This window comes from Sphingomonas astragali (genome assembly GCF_051400615.1).
GTDB lineage: Bacteria > Pseudomonadota > Alphaproteobacteria > Sphingomonadales > Sphingomonadaceae > Sphingomonas.
In genome coordinates this window covers 1,181,309-1,197,758 of sequence record NZ_JBLFFH010000002.1, presented here as the reverse complement: position 1 = coordinate 1,197,758, position 16,450 = coordinate 1,181,309, and the positions used below count along the sequence as shown (strand labels likewise).

The window sequence follows — 16,450 nt, the reverse complement described above, 5'->3', positions numbered from 1 at the left end:
CCTCTAGGCTCGGCGGCGGGCCAGCGCCTTGAGGTCGCTGAGCCGGAACGCCCCGGTGATGAAGCAGGCGACCGCATAGGCCGCAACGCCCAGGCTGACCAGAGCGGTGAGACCGGCAAGGCGAATCCAGAAGCCGCCGGTGAGATAGGGGTCGAGCAGCCGCTCGCAGCCGAACAGCACCGCGCCCATCAGCACCGCCGCAACGGCGAGACGGGGGAGGCGGCGGCGCAGGCGCTGATCGCTCTCGAAATGGCCGCGCTTGCGGAGCGTCCGGTAGAGCATCGCGACGTTGATGGTGGAGGCGACGGCGGTCGCGAGCGGCGGGCCGACATGGCCGATCAGCGGGATCAGCGCGAGGTTGAGCGCGATGTTCACGCCGATCGAGATGGTGGCGTAGCGGACCGGCGTCTTCGTGTCGTGACGCGCGTAGAAGCCGGGGGTCAGCACCTTGACCAGCACATAGCTGGGGAGGCCGATCGAGAAGGCGCTGAGCGCCCAGCCGCATTTGATCGTATCCTCGGCGGTGAACTGGCCGTGCTGGAACAGGCCGCGGACGATCGGCTCGGCCACGACGATGAACGCGATGGTGGCCGGCAAGGTCAGGAACAGCGCCAGCTCGATGCCGCGGTTCTGCGTCTCCATCGCTTCGCCGTCCTTGCCGTTCGACAGCAAGCGCGAGATGGTCGGGAGCAGGATGGTGCCGAGCCCGATGCCGATCAGCCCGAGCGGGAGCTGGTTCAGCCGGTCGGCGTAGTAGATGTAGCTGATCGCGCCGGGATCGAGCAGCGCGCCGGCGAGCGCGGTCGAGATCACCAGGTTGATCTGCGCTGCGCCGGCGCCGGCCGCGGCGGGGATGATGAGCCGGAACAGCGCGCGAACGTCCTCGTCGATGCGGGGCACGACGAGGCGCAGTTTCACGCCCGCCCGGCGGCACGCCCACATCAGCCAGAGGAGCTGGAGCAACCCGCCGACCGGCACGCTGATCGCCTGCACGCGCGCGGTCTCATAGGGATCGGCGCCGTGGAAGAACCACAGTCCCACGACCATCGCGACGTTGAGCAGGATCGGCGCGGCGGCGTTGACCCAGAATTTGTCGAGCGAGTTGAGGATGCCGCCGAGCAGCGACACCAGGCTGATCAGCGCGAGATAGGGCAGGGTGATCCGCGAGAGGGTCACGGCATAGGCGAACTGCTCCGGCGTCGGGTTGTTGAACCCGCCCGACAGCAGCCAGGTGAGCGGCCACGCCGCGGCGATCAGGATGAGCGTGAACACCAGCAGGATCGGGAACAGCAGCGCCAGCGCGCGCTCGGCGAAGAGCAGGCCGGCGTTGAGCTCGCCGCCCTCGGCCACCTTCTTGTTGAACAGCGGGATGAAGGCGGAGGAGAAGGCGCCTTCCGCGAACAGCGCGCGAAACATGTTGGGCAGGCGGAAGGCGACCAGGAAGGCGTCGGAGGCGAAGCCAGCGCCGACGAAGGTCGCCTGAAGCGAATCGCGCAGGAGGGCGAGGACGCGGCTGACGAGGGTCAGCCCGCCTACCGAACCGAGCGAACGTGCGAGATTCATCCGGCGCTTAGTCCCCGTTCGCCCTGAGCCTGTCGAAGGGCTGCACTTCTTTCGACGGAAAGGAAAGACAGCGCTTCGACAAGCTCAGCGCGAACGGATCGAGGGAGTCACGCCTGCCCGGCGGTCTCGCCCTGGGCGAGCTGCTCGGCCTGGGCCGCCTGCTGGAGGTAGAGCGCGCCGAAGTCGATCGGATCGAGCATCAGCGGCGGGAAGCCGCCGTCGCGCACCGCCTCGGCGACGATGTGGCGCGCGAACGGGAACAGGATGCGCGGCGCCTCGGCCAGCAGGAACGGCTGCATCTGCTCGGCGGGCACGTTGCGCAGGCCGAACAGGCCCGCGTAGGACAGGTCGACCACGAACGCGACCTGACCGTTCTCGGTCTCGGCACGCGCCTCGATTTTCAGCACCACCTCGTAGACGTCCTCGCCGACCTGCGCCGAGCCGATGTTGAAGCTCACGTCGATCTTGGGCGCGCTTTGGTTCTGGTAGATCGCCGGCGCGTTCGGATTCTCGAACGAGAGATCCTTCACATATTGCGACAGCACGCCCGCGACCGGGGCGGTGTCCGCGCCATTGCCGAGCGTCTCGCCGATGCCGGCGTCCATGCTCTCTTCGGCCATTTCGTTAATCCCTTCGTGGAAGATGGCGCCGGCGGCCCGGCCCCTCGAAAAACAGCCGTGGCGACTAGCAGCCGCCGCGGGACGAGACAATGGCGCGCACCGTCCGATTTGAATGTCACGCAACGCTTGCCTATGTTGGGCGTTCGATGCTTTGGAGGCACGGTGTTTTACGTCATTCTCCTCGCCATGGTCGCGACGTTCCTTGCGCTCAGGCTCTATTCGGTCCTGGGCAAGCGCACGGGACATGAGCAGACCCCGCTGAAGCCGGCCGAGGAGCGTCTGAGCGCGCCGGCGATGCCGCGCACGATCGACGTGACACCCGAGCATCGCGAGGCGGCGCCGCGCGCGATCGAGAGCAGCGCCGAGGGCGGCTTGCGCACGGTGGTGTCGGCCGATCCCGGCTTCGATGTCGTCCAGTTCCTTGAAGGGGCCAAGGGTGCCTATCGCATGATCCTCGAAGCCTATTGGAAGGGAGATCGCGAGACGCTCGGCTGGCTGTGCGAGGACGATGTCCGCGCCGCGTTCGAGCGCGAGATCGACGAGCGCGAGGCGAGGGGCGAGGTGCTCGACAACCGCCTGGTCAGCATCGAACGCGCCGCCATCGCCGACGCGCAGGTCGAGGGCCGCACCGCGCGGATCACCGTGCGGTTCGATTCGGATGTCGCCGCCGTCACCCGCGACAAGGATGGCGCAGTGATCGCCGGATCGCTGACCGACGCGATCGAGACGCACGAGCTGTGGACCTTCACCCGCACGCTCCGCAGCGGCGATCCCAACTGGAAGCTCGCCGACACCGACGAAGCCTGACCGCGGCTTGTCTGAGGCCGGCGGTTTCCTCTAATCCCTCCCGAGGATCGGCGCCTTGCCTTCGCAGGGCCAGCGGGAGGGGCGCGTGTGCGTAGACTAGCTCTGTTCGGAGTCCTGGTGCTGCTCGGCGGCTGCGCGAGCGGGATCGTGCCGCCCGGCGAAGGTCCGGGTAGGGCGCCGCCGGCCGCGCCCGGCGATCACCTGCCCGTGCGCCAGCCCGCTCCCTCGACCCCGATGGTCGCCCAGCCGGCCGCGCCGGCACCCGCTGGTGCCGTGACGGCGGCCGCGGCCGGCGTCGTCGCCGGGCCGGCGGTCGCTGCATTGCCGATCACGCCCGATGGCGCCGCACGCGCGCTCGCGGCATTCCGCATCTCCTGTCCCGTGCTGACGCGGCGCCCCGATGCGTCGGGGTTGACCCGGCCGGAGGACTGGACGGCCGCCTGCCAGGCGGCGGCGAGCACGCGCGACGGCGATGCACGCGATGTCTTCAACCGCCATTTCGAGGCGGTGCAGGTCGCCGACGGCAAAGCCTTCGCCACCGGCTATTACGAGCCCGAGATCGCCGGATCGCGTACGCGTCAGCCCGGCTATGAGGTGCCGATCTACGCCCGGCCCAAGGACATCATCGAGGTCGACCTCGGCCTCTTCTCCGACACGCTCAAGGGCAAGCGCATCCGCGGGCGCGTGGATGGGCAGAAGTTGGTGCCTTACTACGAGCGCGCCGAGATCGACCGCGGTGCGCTTGCCGGGCGCGGGCTCGAGATCGCCTGGGCGGCCGATCCGGTCGAGCTGTTCTTCCTCCAGGTCCAGGGCTCCGGGCGGCTGCGTCTGCCCGACGGCGGGGTGATGCGGATCGGCTACGACGGGCAGAACGGCCGCGACTATACCGGCATCGGCGCATTGATGCGCCAGCGTGGGCTGCTGGGTCCGGGCGAGGCGTCGATGCAGGGCATCATGGCCTGGCTGCGTGCCCATCCCGAGGAAGGCCGCGCGATCATGGAGGAGAACAAGAGCTGGGTGTTCTTCCGCGAGCTGACCGGCCCGGGGCCGCTCGGTGCGCTGGGGGTTCCGGTGACGGGGCAGGTGAGCGCCGCAGCCGATCCCAAGTTCGTACCGCTGGGCGCGCCCGTGTTCCTGTCGATGGACCGCGCCGATGCCGACGGCCTGTGGATCGCGCAGGATACCGGCGGGGCGATCAAGGGCGCCAATCGAGTCGATACCTTCTGGGGCGCGGGTGCTGAGGCGCGGGCGATCGCCGGCGGCATGTCGGCGCGCGGCACCGCCTTCCTGCTGGTGCCGACAGGCACGTTGGCGCGGCTCCAGGCGGGAGGCAGCGGTGGCGGAGCGCCGGCTCAGCGCTGAGGAAGCGGCGCTGTGGCGGCGGGTGATGGCGAGCGTGCGGCCGCTCCGGCCGGCGCCGCCGCCGTCGGCCGCCGGCGCTCCGGCGCCGGTGCAGCGTAAACCGTCGACCGCGAATAGGCCCCCGGCTCAGGTGCCCACGCCCAAACCGAAGCCGTCGGGGCCCGGCACAACGCTCGACGCGAGTTGGGACCGTCGGCTCGCGCGTGGGCTGGTCGTGCCCGATCGGACCGTCGATCTTCACGGCCACGGGCTCAATTCGGCCTATCTGCTGCTCGACCAGTCGCTCGATCGCGCGATCGCGGCGGGAGAGCGGCTGATCCTGCTCGTCACCGGCAAGCCGCCGCGCCCGGACTCCGAACGGCACGCGCGCGGCGCGATCCGGGCGGCGGTGGGGGACTGGCTCGCCGCCTCGCGCCATGCCGACCGCATCGCGGCGGTGCGCGGCGCGCATCCGCGGCACGGCGGGGCCGGCGCACTTTACATAGTGTTACGAAAGCCACGACAAGTTTCTTAACCCTTCGCCGCCATCATCGCCGCATGGGGACAGAGCGCAGGGCGCTCGACAATGTAGGGCGAGCGTCACACGGGGACATGGAGAATTTCTCGCTCAAGAGCCGGGCGATCGCCTTCGCGATGTGCGCGGGCGCGGTGGTGTTCATCCTCGCGCTGATCGCGACGTCGGGCGGGCGAGTCGATCGCGAGAGCGCCAGCCAGGCGCTGGTCCCGGCGATCGTTTGCGCCGTGATGTGCTGGGCGTACGCCGAACGGACGGTGAGCGTCACGGCCGCGGCGATCGATGCCGCGATCGCGCGACTCGCCAAGGCGGGAAACGGTGACCTCGAAAGCGAGGTTCCCGACGAGGTGAGCGAGCATGTGCCGGCGCTCGCCGCCGCGATGAACGGGCTGTTCCGGCAGCTCCACAGTCATATCGAGAACGTCCAGCAGCTGGCGATGTTCGATCCCGTCACCGGCCTCGCCAACCGCACCAATTTCCGCCGCAGCGCCGAGCATGTCCTCGCCGGGCTCGGACCGGAGGCGAGGGCGGCGATCTTCTTCATCGACCTCGATCGCTTCAAGGGCGTCAACGACACGCTCGGCCACGCCACCGGCGATCAGCTGCTGGCGATGGTCGCCAACCGCCTGCGCGCGGTGTCCGATCGCTTCGCGCCGCGCAACGCGGCGCTCGCGCCGCTGATCGGCCGTCTTGCCGGCGACGAGTTCACGATGTTCTTCCCGGCGCTCGCCAGCGTCGGCGATGCCGACCGGATCGGCCGCGGCATCCTGTTCGCGCTGAGCGAGCCGTTCGGCCTCGGCGACCAGGAGATCGCGGTCGGCGCCTCGATCGGCATCGCGATGCGGCCGGACCACGGCACCACGCTCGCCGAGCTGATGCGCTCGGCCGACGCCGCCATGTACCATGCCAAGGGCTCGGGCCGCGGCCGCGCCGAGCATTTCACCGAGAGCCTCGCCAGCGAGATCGCCGGGCGGGCGAAGCTCGAGGCGGACCTGCGCGTTGCGATCGAGCGCGACCAGTTCGCGCTGGTGTTCCAGCCCCAGATCGCGATCGGCGAGGGGCGGATCGTCGCCGCCGAGGCGCTGCTGCGCTGGCGCCACCCCTCGGGCGAGCTGAGGCTGCCGGGCAGCTTCCTGCGCCGCGCCGAGGAGACGGGCCTGATCGTCGAGATCGGCGAATGGGTGGTGAACAGCGTCGCCGATACCATCGCCCGCTGGGGCGCGCTCGGCATCGACGCGCGGCTGGCGGTCAACATCAGCGCGCGCGAGCTCGACAACGCCACCTTCTTCCGCCGCCTGCGCGATGCGATGCGGACCGCGCGCGCGTCGGCCGCGCTGCTCGAGATCGAGCTGACCGAGACGCTGGCGATGCTTTGCTCGGACGATGTGATCGACGCGATCAAGGCGCTGCGCGCCGACGGCGCGACCGTCGCGATCGACGACTTCGGCACCGGCTATTCCAACCTGCCGCGGCTGCGCGACCTGCCGATCGACCGGGTGAAGCTCGATCGCAGCCTGACCGAGCTGGTCGCGCAGCAGGCGACCGCGCGCGCGGTCGCCCAGGCGGTGATCAGCCTGGTCCACGGGCTCGGCTATGAAGTGGTCGCCGAGGGGATCGAGGACGATGCCCAGGCCAATGTGCTGCGCGTGCTCGGCTGCGACGTGATCCAGGGCTATGTGGTCGCGCCGCCGATGGACGAGGCCGCCTTCCTCGCCTGGGTTCAGGGCGAGGACAGCGCCCGCTGGAGGATGTCGGCGTAGACCGCCGACAGCGCGCGGAGGTCGGCGAGCGCGACCGCCTCGTCGAGCTTGTGCATCGTCGCGTTGACCAATCCGAACTCGACCGTCGGGCACAGCTTCGAGAGGAAGCGCGCGTCGGAGGTGCCGCCGGTGGTGCTGAGCTCCGGGCGGAGGCCCAGCTGCGCCTCGATCGCGTCGGAGACCATCGTCGAGAAGGTGCCGGGCGGCGTCAGGAACGCCTCGCCCGAGATCATCGCCCGCACCTCGGCCTCCGGCGCCTGCGAATGGACGATGCGGCGGATCAGCTCGACCAGATCCTCCCCGCGCTGCTGGTCGTTGAAGCGGATGCTGAGCCGGGCCGAGGCGGCGCCGGGGATGACGTTGGTCGCCGGGTTGCCGACGATAAGGTCGGTCGGCTCGATGTTCGAGGGCTGGAACCATTCGCTGCCGTGGTCGAGCACCACCGCATCGATCTCCGCCAGCGCGGCCACCAGCTTGGGAATCGGATTGTCGGCGAGATGGGGATAGGCGACATGGCCCTGCCGCCCCGGCACGTCGATCCAGATGTTGACCGAGCCCCGCCGGCCGATCTTGACCGTGTCGCCGAGGCGCTGGGCGGAGGTGGGCTCGCCGACCAGGCAGAGGTCGGGCGCCAGGCCGCGCTCGGCCATGCGGTCGATCAGTGCGCGGGTGCCGTGGAGCGCCGGGCCTTCCTCGTCGCCGGTGACGATCAGGCTGACGGTGCCCTCGGCCGGCGCGGCGGCGAGCGCGGCGACGAAGGCGGCGATGGCGCCCTTCATGTCGACCGCGCCGCGTCCGTAGAGGAGGTCGCCGCGGATCGCGCCCTCGAACGGGCCGCTGGTCCAGCCGTTGCCCGGCGGCACGACGTCGAGATGGCCGGCGAAGGCGAAGTGCCGCCCGCCAGAGCCGCGCACCGCGAGCAGGTTCTCGACCTCGCCGCCCGCCACGAACCGCTCGATCGCGAAGCCGAGCGGCGCCAGCGCCGCCTCCAGCACGTCGAACACGGTCCCTCGCGCCGGCGTCACGCTTTCGCACTCGATCAGCGCCTTCGCCAGCGCTACGACATCCACCTGATCCTTGGCCATCGGAGGCGGCATTGCCCAAGCTCGACCTCGACGCAATCCCGCAGACCAACCGCACCGGCTATCCGGCGCCGTTCGATGCTGCCGTGCAGGGGCGCTGGTATCGTCGGCTCGCGCCCGCATCGGGCCTCACCCGGTTCGGCGTCAGCCATGTCACGCTGAAGCCGGGCGCCTGGTCGTCGCAGCGCCACTGGCACATCGGCGAGGACGAGTTCCTGGTGATGCTGGCGGGCGAGGCGGTGCTCGTCGACGACGGCGGCGAGACGGTGCTGCGTCCCGGAGATTGCGCCTCGTTCCCGGCCGGCGAGGCCAACGGCCATCACCTTCAGAACCGCAGCGATGCGGATTGCGTGTTCGTGGTGGTCGGCGCGGGCGACGATCTCGGCGGCGACTATCCGGACATCGACATGAAGTTCACGCCCGAAGGCTATGTCCACAAGGACGGGACGCCGTATCGGACCGAGCGGATCAAATGACCTCTCAAGCCCCTCCCCTTCAGGGGAGGGGTTGGGGGTGGGGCGGTGCCGCGGGCTCAACCGCCTGAGGATAGGCCCCGCCCAACCCCTCCCCCTGAAGGGAAGGGGCTATGAGCGTCCTATGCCGGCGTCCGCTCGAACTGCTCGATCACCCATTCCTCTTCCTGCGCGGCGGCGATCCAGTCCTGCATGAAGGGGTGCTGGAGCACCGCGTTCATATATGCCGGCGCGAAGCGGGCGACGGGCAGCGAGTAGGTGACGAGCCGCGTCACCACCGGTGCGAACATGATGTCGGCGGCGCCGAACTCGCCGAACAGGAATTGCTTCTCGCCGCCAAAGCGCGCACGCGCCTGCGCCCACAGCTCCATGATCCGCTGCAATTCGGCGAGCACGTCCTCGTCCGGCTGCTGCGGAGGGTAGACCTGGCGGATGTTCATGCTGTGCTTGCGGCGGAGCGCGGCGAAGCTCGAGTGCATCTCCGCCGCCATCGACCGCGCCATCGCCCGCGCCGCCGGATCGGTCGGCCAGAATTTGTCGCCGCCCGACGCCTCGTTCAGATATTCGATGATGGCGAGGCTGTCCCACACCACCACGTCGCCGTCCCACAGGATCGGCACCTTGCCCGACGACGGCGCGAACTCGTCGCCCTCGCGCCGCTTCTCCCATTCCTCGTCGTAGAGCGGGACCACCATCTCCTCGAACGGCAGGCCCGACTGCTTGCAGGCAAGCCAGCCGCGCAGCGACCAGGACGAATAGGCCTTGTTGCCGATGATGAGCTTCATGAGCTGCGTCCTAGCCGCGTTCCTTCGACGAAGTCGAGCGTGTTGCGGGAGGCCGCTTGTCGAGCACGGGCAAAGGAGGCGGCGTCATCGGTACGTCAGCCATGCTCGAGCGTCAGCGCGATCGACGATGGCAGGATCGTTCGGCTCGCCAGCCGCGACGCGGCGCAGAACGCCGCCGACGTCCCATGGATGAGTCCGCACATGCTGATGGCGTCGCAACCAACCTAGTAGGCCTGCGCTCTCTGCGGGACGGTTCCGTCGAGCGCGAGGATCTCGGTGTTGGAGGTGAATTCGGGCACGATCTGCATCAGGATGGCCTTCGCCGCCGGAATATCGCCTTTTGTCAGCCGCTCGTGCAGCGCGGCCAGCAACGCCCGCAGCCGCGGCTCTTCGATGAAGCCTTCGCGCGCGCGCATGATCCGCGGATGCGACGAGGGCTCGGGGTTGTCGCCGATCAGCAGCTCCTCGTAGAGCTTCTCCCCCGGACGCAGACCGGTGACGCAGATCTCGATGTCGCCGTCGGGATTGTCGCCGTCGCGCAGCGTTAGCCCGGACAGCGTGATCATGTTGCGGGCGAGATCGATGATCCGTACCGGCTCGCCCATGTCCAGCACGAACACGTCGCCACCGGTCGCCATCGCGCCAGCCTGGATGACCAGCTGGGCGGCTTCGGGGATGGTCATGAAATAGCGCGTTATCTCCGGATGGGTCACGGTGATCGGCCCACCCTCGACTATCTGGGAGCGGAACAGCGGCACGACCGATCCGCTCGAACCCAGCACGTTGCCGAACCGGACCATCGAGAAACAGGTCCCGGTCCGGCGCGCTGCCAGCGCCTGGAGCACATTCTCCGCCGCCCGCTTCGTCGCGCCCATCACGTTGGTGGGGCGCACCGCCTTGTCCGTGCTGATGAGGACGAAGTTGCTGACGCCGTGCGCAATCGCCACCTCGGCGATGTTCAGCGTGCCGAAGGTGTTGTTCAGGATGCCCTCTGCCACGTTGAACTCGATCAGCGGGACGTGCTTGTAAGCCGCTGCATGGAAGATCGTGGTCGGGCGCCACTGGCCGATGATGCTGTCGATGCGGTCGCGATCCCGCACCGAGGCGATCAGCGGCACCAGCTCGGTGCGCGTGCCGGAGCCGAGCTGCTTCTGCAGCTCGCGCTCGATCGAGTAGAGCGCGAACTCGCTCGAATCCAGCAGCAGCAGGATCGACGGATCATAGCGCGCGATCTGCCGGCAGATCTCTTGGCCGATCGAGCCGCCGGCACCGGTGACCAGGACCACCTTGCCGTCGATGTTCCTGCGCATCAACGCTTCGTCGGGCGTGATCGGGGTCCGCCCCAGCAAGTCCTCGATATCCACTTCATGCAGCTCGCTGATCGAGACCTTGCCGCGCGCGATGTCGAGTACCGCCGGCAGAGTCTGGATCCGCAGGCCGAACGTCTTCAGCGTCGCGACGATCTCCGCTCGGCGGGAACGCGAACAGGACGGCATCGCCAGCAGCACGTCGGAAATGGTGAACCGTTCCACCAGCCGGTCGATGTCCTTCCCGGCGTAGACCGGCAGACCCTTGACTGTCCCGCCGATGAGGCCGGGATCGTCGTCGAGGAAGCCGATGAGCCTCATGCCGCGCGAGTCCGTGATCGCCGAGGCCAGCTGCCGGCCGGCGGAACCGGCCCCATAGATCAGGATACCGGGCTTGGGATCGCCATTGTGGAGCCAGCGCGGAGCTTCGTTCAGCCATTGCCGAATGAGGATACGCGAGGAGGCCACCATCAGCAGTACCAGCAGCGGCTGCAGGATTCCGATCGTGCGCGGGACGTTGGCTACGCCGTACAGCGTGAAGATGCAGAGATAGATGGCCCCGTACAGCGCCACGGCCTTGGTGATGGTGACGATCGTAGGCCAGCCGGTATAGCGAAAGATCGCGCGATAGAGGCCGTAACGGACGAAGATCGGCAATGCGAGGACGATCGCCACCAGCGTGGGCGCTAGTACGTTATAGTCTCCGGTCGGAATTTCTCCAATTCTGAGGTAAAACGCAGTCCAAGTGGCGACGATCACAAAAACAATATCGAAGCACAAGGCAACCGCCCGCTTCACGCTTCGTGGTAAAGCGATAAAATACTGGGGGGTCAGCCGCTTTGCTATCATTTTTAATTCCGGTTATACGCTGTTGGATACTAGTCAAAAATCTTAATGATGAACGCTCTCTCTATCGAGAACCTTGATGGCTGTCATCAGCAATATTTTAATATCCATTCGGAATGACTTGCGCTCGAGATACTCCTTTTCGAATTCAACCTTCGCGGGAATGGAGAGGTCGTCGCGCCCATTCACCTGTGCCCAGCCGGTAATTCCAGGTACGAGACCGTCGATACCATAGTTGGTGCGAAGACGGATCAGGTCGTCCTGATTGAACAGAGCTGGACGCGGCCCAACGAGCGACATGTCCCCGCGAATCACGCTGAGGAGTTGTGGTATCTCGTCCAGGCTGGTGGACCGCAACACTCGGCCGATCGGCGTGAGGGCGGCGTCCGGATTGGTCAGCAGATGGGTCGCCACCGCCGGTGTGTCTCGCCGCATCGTGCGAAATTTTGGCATGAGAAAGAGACGGTTGTGCCGACCGACACGCTGTGACCAGTAGAGTATCGGTCGGCCGTCCGTCACCAGAACCGCTAAGGCGACGATAGCCGCCAAAGGAAGGACAATCGGCAGCGAGGCTACGACAACGGCGATATCGAAAAAGCGCTTCGGCATGGGAACCCGTTGGATTGTGCAAAGCGCTCTTAGCCTCGATAGCATCCCGAAGAAACCGGCTGGAAAGGGCTTTCTTTTCGAGATCGTTGTTCCCATAGCAGCAGGCATGACACCCGGAGCCCCGCGCGTCCTGATCATCGGCGGCAACAGTGCCATCGCGCGTCATCTGCTCACGCTACTACCGGAGGCGCGCGCGGTTGCGCGGGTCGGAAATCATCCCCGCGTTACTTCGGTCGGTGATTATCGTGACCTGCGGGCAGGCAGCTTCGAAGGGGTGGAAGCCGTCATCAACTGCGCAGGGACGGTGCGCGGCACCGAAGCCGAACTGCGCGAGGTTAATGTCGAGCTCCAGGTCGCATTGGCGAAGGCCGCGCGCGATGCCGGTGCGGTGCGCTACGTTACCATCGGCTCGTTCTCGATCTTCGGTGAATGCTCCCGCATCGGTCCGGAGACGCCCATAGCCCCGGTCGACGCCTACGGTCGCTCGAAGCGCGATGGCGATCAGGCGCTACAGCGGTTGCAGACGGACCGGTTCGGCATCCTCACGGTGGCATTCCCGGCGATCATCGGAACGACCCGGATCGGAAAGGTCGAGCGTATGCTGGGGCTCTGGCGCCGCACCCGCATCTGGCCGATGCCAGCGGAGGACATCGCGCGTTCGATGATCGGAGCCGAAGGGGCGGCGCGCGTGCTCGCCAACGCGGCCGGCGACGATCGCACGGGGCGCGTTCTGGCGGCCGACCCGATCACGTTCGGCTATCGCGCGGTTGCGCAATGGCTGCGCGAGGATGTCGGCGGGACATTCGGCCTGTTCACCGTTCCGGACCGCGGCATATCGCTTTTTCGCCGGGCAAGCCCGTCGCTGTATCGTTCGATGATGGCCGACAGTATGCTGGAGCCAACGTGCAACTATATGGTTGAGCGCGGTCTGGAGAGTTCCCTGCGGCGTGAGCTAACCGCTGCGGTGATACGGGGGAACATGCGGCGATGAGACGCCGGCCGCCGCCGGGTGGCGGCCATCCTACCTGATCGGCGTGACCTGCACATAGACGACCTGCCACCGCCCGCCGATGCGGCGGAAGGTGTCGGCGTAGCGGAAGCGTTCCTCGAACGGCTTGCCGCTCTCGGTGCCGCGGATGATGCCTTCGCCGCCGACGATGCCGGCATCGTCGCCGAGCGGCACGTATATGGGATTCCTGATCACGAACGGCTCGAAGGTGACGTTCGGGTCGGTGAAGCCGGCGATGAACTCGTTGCGGTCGGTGAACTTGCCCGAGCCGCGCACGAACTTGAAGTCGCTGGCGAGGAAACGGTCGAGCGCAGCCTTGTCCTTGTGGAGCTGGGCGTCGTCGAACGCTCTCGAGGCGGCCCTGATCTCGGCTTCGGTGTCTCCCGCCCCCAATGCCGGCGCGCCGGCCGCGAGCGCCAGCGCGAGCATGACTTTCAGCATTCCTCTCTCCGCTGTTCAGCTGACCGCTTCTAGCACGGCTGCACGCAGTTCGGGCAGCCCCAGGCCCTTCTCGCTCGAGGTGGCGATGATCTCCGGGTGCGCGGCCGGGCGCTTGCGCGCCTCCTCGGCGGTGCGCTCGGTGACGGCGGCGAGCTCGCTCGCCTTGATCTTGTCGGCCTTGGTGAGGACGAGGCGGTAGCTGACGGCGGCGGCATCGAGCATGTCCATCACCTCGCGGTCGACCGGCTTGATGCCGTGACGCGAGTCGATCAGCACCAGCGCGCGCTTGAGCGTGCTGCGGCCGCGCAGGAAATCATTGACCAGGAAACGCCACTTGCGGACCAGGTCCTTCGGCGCCTCCGCGAACCCGTAGCCAGGCATGTCGACCAGCCGGAAGCGCAGCGGCGTTCCGACATCGAAGAAGTTGAGCTCCTGCGTCCGCCCCGGTGTGTTCGAGGTGCGTGCAAGGCCGCCGCGGTTGGCGAGGGCATTGAGCAACGACGACTTGCCGACGTTCGACCGGCCGGCGAAGGCGACTTCGGGAACGTCGGCCTCCGGCAGGTGCTGGAGCGACGGCGCCGATTTGAGGAACGCGACCGGGCCGGCGAAGGTCTTGCGGGCGGCTTCGATGAGGTCCGCGTCAAACTCCTCAGCCATGACGATCCGCGACTGTCACTTCGCCGGCGCCGTCTTGAGCTGTGGGTGCTGGCGGTAGAGCACCCATTGCTGCAGCATCGTCAGGCAGTTGGACGTGATCCAGTAGACCTGCAGGCCGACCGCGAACGGCGCCATCAGGAACATCATCATCCACGGCATAATCGCGAACACCTGCTTCTGCACTTCGTCCGTCGGCGCCGGGTTGAGCTTGAACTGGAAGTACATCGAGATGCCGAGCAGGATCGGCACCACGCCGATCGCCAGGAAGTGCGGCGGCGTGAAGGCGAGCAGGCCGAACAGGTTGACCGGCGTCAGCGGATCGGGCGCCGACAGGTCCTTGATCCAGGCGACGAACGGCTGGTGCCGCATCTCGATCGTCAGGATCAGCACCTTGTAGAGCGCGAACATGATCGGGATCTGGAGGAGCGTCGGCGCACAGCCGGCGAGCGGATTGACCTTCTCATCTTTGTAGAGCTTCATCATCTCCTGCTGGAGACGCGGCTTGTCGTCCTTGTAGCGCTCCTGCAGCGCCTTCATCTTCGGCTGGACCGCGCGCATCTGTGCCATAGAGGCGAACTGGCGCTGCGCGATCGGGAACAGCAGGGCGCGGATGGTGAGGGTCAGCAGGATGATCGCGACGCCGAAGTTGCCGACGGCGCGGAACAGCCAGTCGAGATAGTAGAACATCGGCTTCTCGATCACGGCGAACCAGCCCCAATCGATCGCGCGGTCGAACTGGACGATGCCGGCTTGCTCATAGGCCTCCAGCGTCTTCACCTCCTTGGCACCGGCGAAGAAGCGCGAGGTCTGGGTGATCGCCCTGCCGGGTGCGATCTCGGCGGGATCGCGGACCGCGAAATCGGCCTGGTAGCCGCCGTTCGGCGCGGCGCGGAGCTGGATGTCGACCGGCGCCTTCTGATCGGGCACCAGCGCCGCCAGCCAATAATGGTCGGTGAAGCCGGCCCAGCCGCCCGTGGTGGTATATTGCGACGGCGCCTTGTCGACGTCCTTCCAGTTGACGTAGTCGGCGCTGCCGTTCCGCACCGCCATCGGCCCGACATGGGCGACCCACTGGTCGACGTCCACGGACTTCGAGCTGCGGCTGAGATAGCCGTAGGGGGACACCGCGACCGCGCCGGCGCCGCCGTTCAGCACCGACTGCCTGGCGGTGAACATATATTGGTCGTCGATGGCGAGCTCGATGCGGAAGCGCTGGCCCTGGCCGTTGTCGGCCTCGAGCGTCACCGGCTTGCCCGGCGCGAGGAGGTCGCCCGAGGCGCGCCAGACGGTATTGGCGTCCGGCACCTTGAGGCCGGCGCTGCCGCGCCAGCCGAAGCCGGCGAAATAGGCGTCCGGCGCGCCGGATGGGGAGAGGAGGCGGATCGGCGGCGCGTTCTTCGCGATCGTCTCCTTGTAGTTCTTGAGCACCAGATCGTCGATGCGCGCGCCCTTCAAGTTGATCGAGCCGCTGAGCGTCGGGGTGTCGACGCGCACGCGCGGCGTCTCGCGCAGCACCGTCTGGCGGTCGCGCAGCGCCGCCGCGCTGTCCGCAGCCGGATCGGCACCGGGCTGCGTCACCACCTTGGTCTTGCCGCCCTCGATCTTGGTGACCGGGGGATTGGTGGGGAAGAAGCGGCTCGCGACCCAAGGCCAGGCGAACAGCAGCAGTGCCGCGATCACCGCAAAGAGGATGAAATTCTTCTGGTCGTCCTTCACGTCAGTCCCCGAAAAAACCGGCTCTCACGGCACCGGATCATAGCCGTGCCCGCCCCATGGATGGCAGCGTGCGATGCGCCGTGCGGCCAGCCAGCCGCCCCTCAACGCGCCATAGCGGCGAAGCGCCTCGATTGCATAGGCCGAACAGCTCGGCTGGTAGCGGCACGACGGCGGCAGGATCAGCGAGGGGCCGAGCTGCCATGCACGCGCGACGAGGATGAGGAGGCGGGCGATCATGTCGGCCCTTCCGCGTCACCCAGGCCCTGTGCCGGGGTCCACCGTGCCGCCAGTGCAGAGCAGGAGGCGAGAGCGATGTGCTCGCCGCCCGGTGGATGCCGGAACACGTCCGGCATGACGAAGATTCGAATCATACCCGCCGCACCTTGGCGAGCGCCTTGGCGAGCTCGGCCTTAAGCGCGTGAAAATCGCGTTCGATGCCGGAGGGACGGCCGATCAGGACATGGTCGGCGCCCGGAACGCCGCTGTCCGGCAGCACCGCACGCGCGAGCTCGCGGAAGCGGCGCTTCATGCGGTTGCGGACCACCGCGTTGCCGACCTTCTTGGACACGGTGATGCCGACGCGAATCGTCGGATCGCCGTCGGCGCGGTCGCGCACGAGCAGGACGAAACCGGGCATTGGCGCCCGGCGTCCGGAATTGGCGGCAAGGTAGTCCGCCCGGCGCGTCATCCGCGCCAGCGTGCCTGCGCTTACGCCGACAGCGTCTTGCGGCCGCGGGCGCGGCGGGCGCGGATCACCTTGCGGCCGCCCGGGGTCGCCATCCGCGCGCGGAAGCCGTGCCGGCGCGCACGCACCAGATTGCTCGGCTGAAAGGTCCGCTTCATCGGTCATTCCCTGGTGTCTAGAATTAAAAAGGCCGCCACAGGGGACGGCCCGAACG

General features: G+C 67.6%; 18 protein-coding genes. 6 read left to right on the top strand and 12 right to left on the bottom strand.

Features of this window, described 5'->3' with window-relative positions; all coding sequences use genetic code 11:
• Nucleotides 1-3: 3 nt before the first annotated feature.
• Nucleotides 4-1,563 carry a murein biosynthesis integral membrane protein MurJ gene (murJ, locus tag ACMGER_RS13720; protein WP_436812692.1) on the bottom strand — a complete coding sequence of 520 codons (1,560 nt, stop codon included), beginning with the start codon at nucleotides 1,561-1,563 and terminating at the stop codon, nucleotides 4-6.
• A gap of 107 nt (nucleotides 1,564-1,670) precedes the next feature.
• Nucleotides 1,671-2,183: a protein-export chaperone SecB gene (gene secB, locus ACMGER_RS13715; protein WP_436812691.1), complete on the bottom strand. Its 513-nt coding sequence runs from the start codon at nucleotides 2,181-2,183 to the stop codon at nucleotides 1,671-1,673.
• A 132-nt stretch (nucleotides 2,184-2,315) separates the two neighbouring features.
• Here secB and ACMGER_RS13710 point away from each other — a divergent pair, with 132 nt between their 5' ends.
• From ACMGER_RS13710 to ACMGER_RS13695, 4 genes are all read left to right on the top strand, one after another.
• Nucleotides 2,316-2,990 (top strand): Tim44/TimA family putative adaptor protein, encoded by a 675-nt coding sequence (locus tag ACMGER_RS13710; RefSeq protein WP_436812690.1) that lies wholly within the window; start codon nucleotides 2,316-2,318, stop codon nucleotides 2,988-2,990.
• A gap of 87 nt (nucleotides 2,991-3,077) precedes the next feature.
• The gene (gene mltA / locus ACMGER_RS13705; RefSeq protein ID WP_436812689.1) at nucleotides 3,078-4,352 is read left to right on the top strand and encodes a murein transglycosylase A; all 1,275 of its coding nucleotides are present in this window, start codon (nucleotides 3,078-3,080) and stop codon (nucleotides 4,350-4,352) included.
• A gap of 25 nt (nucleotides 4,353-4,377) precedes the next feature.
• Nucleotides 4,378-4,866, top strand: a complete 489-nt coding sequence (locus ACMGER_RS13700) for a Smr/MutS family protein (protein WP_436812886.1) — start codon at nucleotides 4,378-4,380, stop codon at nucleotides 4,864-4,866.
• A gap of 77 nt (nucleotides 4,867-4,943) precedes the next feature.
• On the top strand, nucleotides 4,944-6,626 hold the full coding sequence (locus ACMGER_RS13695; protein ID WP_436812688.1) for a putative bifunctional diguanylate cyclase/phosphodiesterase: 1,683 nt from the start codon (nucleotides 4,944-4,946) through the stop codon (nucleotides 6,624-6,626).
• On the opposite strand, the gene dapE is transcribed toward ACMGER_RS13695, so the two are convergent.
• The gene (gene dapE / locus ACMGER_RS13690) at nucleotides 6,587-7,711 is read right to left on the bottom strand and encodes a succinyl-diaminopimelate desuccinylase (RefSeq protein ID WP_436812687.1); all 1,125 of its coding nucleotides are present in this window, start codon (nucleotides 7,709-7,711) and stop codon (nucleotides 6,587-6,589) included. The two genes, ACMGER_RS13695 and dapE, sit on opposite strands and share 40 nt — an antisense overlap.
• A gap of 11 nt (nucleotides 7,712-7,722) precedes the next feature.
• Here dapE and ACMGER_RS13685 point away from each other — a divergent pair, with 11 nt between their 5' ends.
• Nucleotides 7,723-8,184, top strand: a complete 462-nt coding sequence (locus ACMGER_RS13685) for a cupin domain-containing protein (RefSeq protein WP_436812686.1) — start codon at nucleotides 7,723-7,725, stop codon at nucleotides 8,182-8,184.
• 119 nt (nucleotides 8,185-8,303) lie between these two features.
• Here the strand turns inward: ACMGER_RS13685 and ACMGER_RS13680 are convergent, their stop codons facing one another.
• The 3 genes from ACMGER_RS13680 to ACMGER_RS13670 form a co-directional block, all read right to left on the bottom strand.
• Nucleotides 8,304-8,966, bottom strand: coding sequence for a glutathione S-transferase family protein (locus ACMGER_RS13680; RefSeq protein ID WP_436812685.1), 663 nt, complete (start codon nucleotides 8,964-8,966; stop codon nucleotides 8,304-8,306).
• Nucleotides 8,967-9,190: 224 nt separating this feature from the next.
• Complete coding sequence (locus ACMGER_RS13675) at nucleotides 9,191-10,948, bottom strand: polysaccharide biosynthesis protein (RefSeq protein WP_436812684.1); 1,758 nt, start codon at nucleotides 10,946-10,948, stop codon at nucleotides 9,191-9,193.
• 216 nt (nucleotides 10,949-11,164) lie between these two features.
• Nucleotides 11,165-11,728, bottom strand: a complete 564-nt coding sequence (locus ACMGER_RS13670; protein WP_436812683.1) for a sugar transferase — start codon at nucleotides 11,726-11,728, stop codon at nucleotides 11,165-11,167.
• Between ACMGER_RS13670 and ACMGER_RS13665 the strand changes: the two genes are divergently transcribed.
• The gene (locus ACMGER_RS13665) at nucleotides 11,727-12,719 is read left to right on the top strand and encodes an NAD-dependent epimerase/dehydratase family protein (protein ID WP_436812682.1); all 993 of its coding nucleotides are present in this window, start codon (nucleotides 11,727-11,729) and stop codon (nucleotides 12,717-12,719) included. The genes ACMGER_RS13670 and ACMGER_RS13665 overlap by 2 nt on opposite strands.
• Before the next feature lie 30 nt (nucleotides 12,720-12,749).
• On the opposite strand, the gene ACMGER_RS13660 is transcribed toward ACMGER_RS13665, so the two are convergent.
• The 6 genes from ACMGER_RS13660 to rpmH all read right to left on the bottom strand — a co-directional run bounded on the left by ACMGER_RS13660 (nucleotide 12,750) and on the right by rpmH (nucleotide 16,394).
• On the bottom strand, nucleotides 12,750-13,178 hold the full coding sequence (locus tag ACMGER_RS13660; protein ID WP_436812681.1) for a nuclear transport factor 2 family protein: 429 nt from the start codon (nucleotides 13,176-13,178) through the stop codon (nucleotides 12,750-12,752).
• A gap of 15 nt (nucleotides 13,179-13,193) precedes the next feature.
• Nucleotides 13,194-13,835, bottom strand: a complete 642-nt coding sequence (gene yihA, locus ACMGER_RS13655; RefSeq protein ID WP_436812680.1) for a ribosome biogenesis GTP-binding protein YihA/YsxC — start codon at nucleotides 13,833-13,835, stop codon at nucleotides 13,194-13,196.
• Between the two features lie 15 nt (nucleotides 13,836-13,850).
• On the bottom strand, nucleotides 13,851-15,551 hold the full coding sequence (yidC, locus tag ACMGER_RS13650; protein WP_436812679.1) for a membrane protein insertase YidC: 1,701 nt from the start codon (nucleotides 15,549-15,551) through the stop codon (nucleotides 13,851-13,853).
• Nucleotides 15,552-15,575: 24 nt separating this feature from the next.
• Nucleotides 15,576-15,788, bottom strand: a complete 213-nt coding sequence (yidD, locus tag ACMGER_RS13645) for a membrane protein insertion efficiency factor YidD (RefSeq protein ID WP_436812678.1) — start codon at nucleotides 15,786-15,788, stop codon at nucleotides 15,576-15,578.
• Nucleotides 15,789-15,918: 130 nt separating this feature from the next.
• Nucleotides 15,919-16,239, bottom strand: a complete 321-nt coding sequence (gene rnpA, locus ACMGER_RS13640) for a ribonuclease P protein component (RefSeq protein ID WP_436812677.1) — start codon at nucleotides 16,237-16,239, stop codon at nucleotides 15,919-15,921.
• 20 nt (nucleotides 16,240-16,259) lie between these two features.
• The gene (rpmH, locus tag ACMGER_RS13635; protein WP_233783256.1) at nucleotides 16,260-16,394 is read right to left on the bottom strand and encodes a 50S ribosomal protein L34; all 135 of its coding nucleotides are present in this window, start codon (nucleotides 16,392-16,394) and stop codon (nucleotides 16,260-16,262) included.
• Nucleotides 16,395-16,450 lie beyond the last annotated feature (56 nt).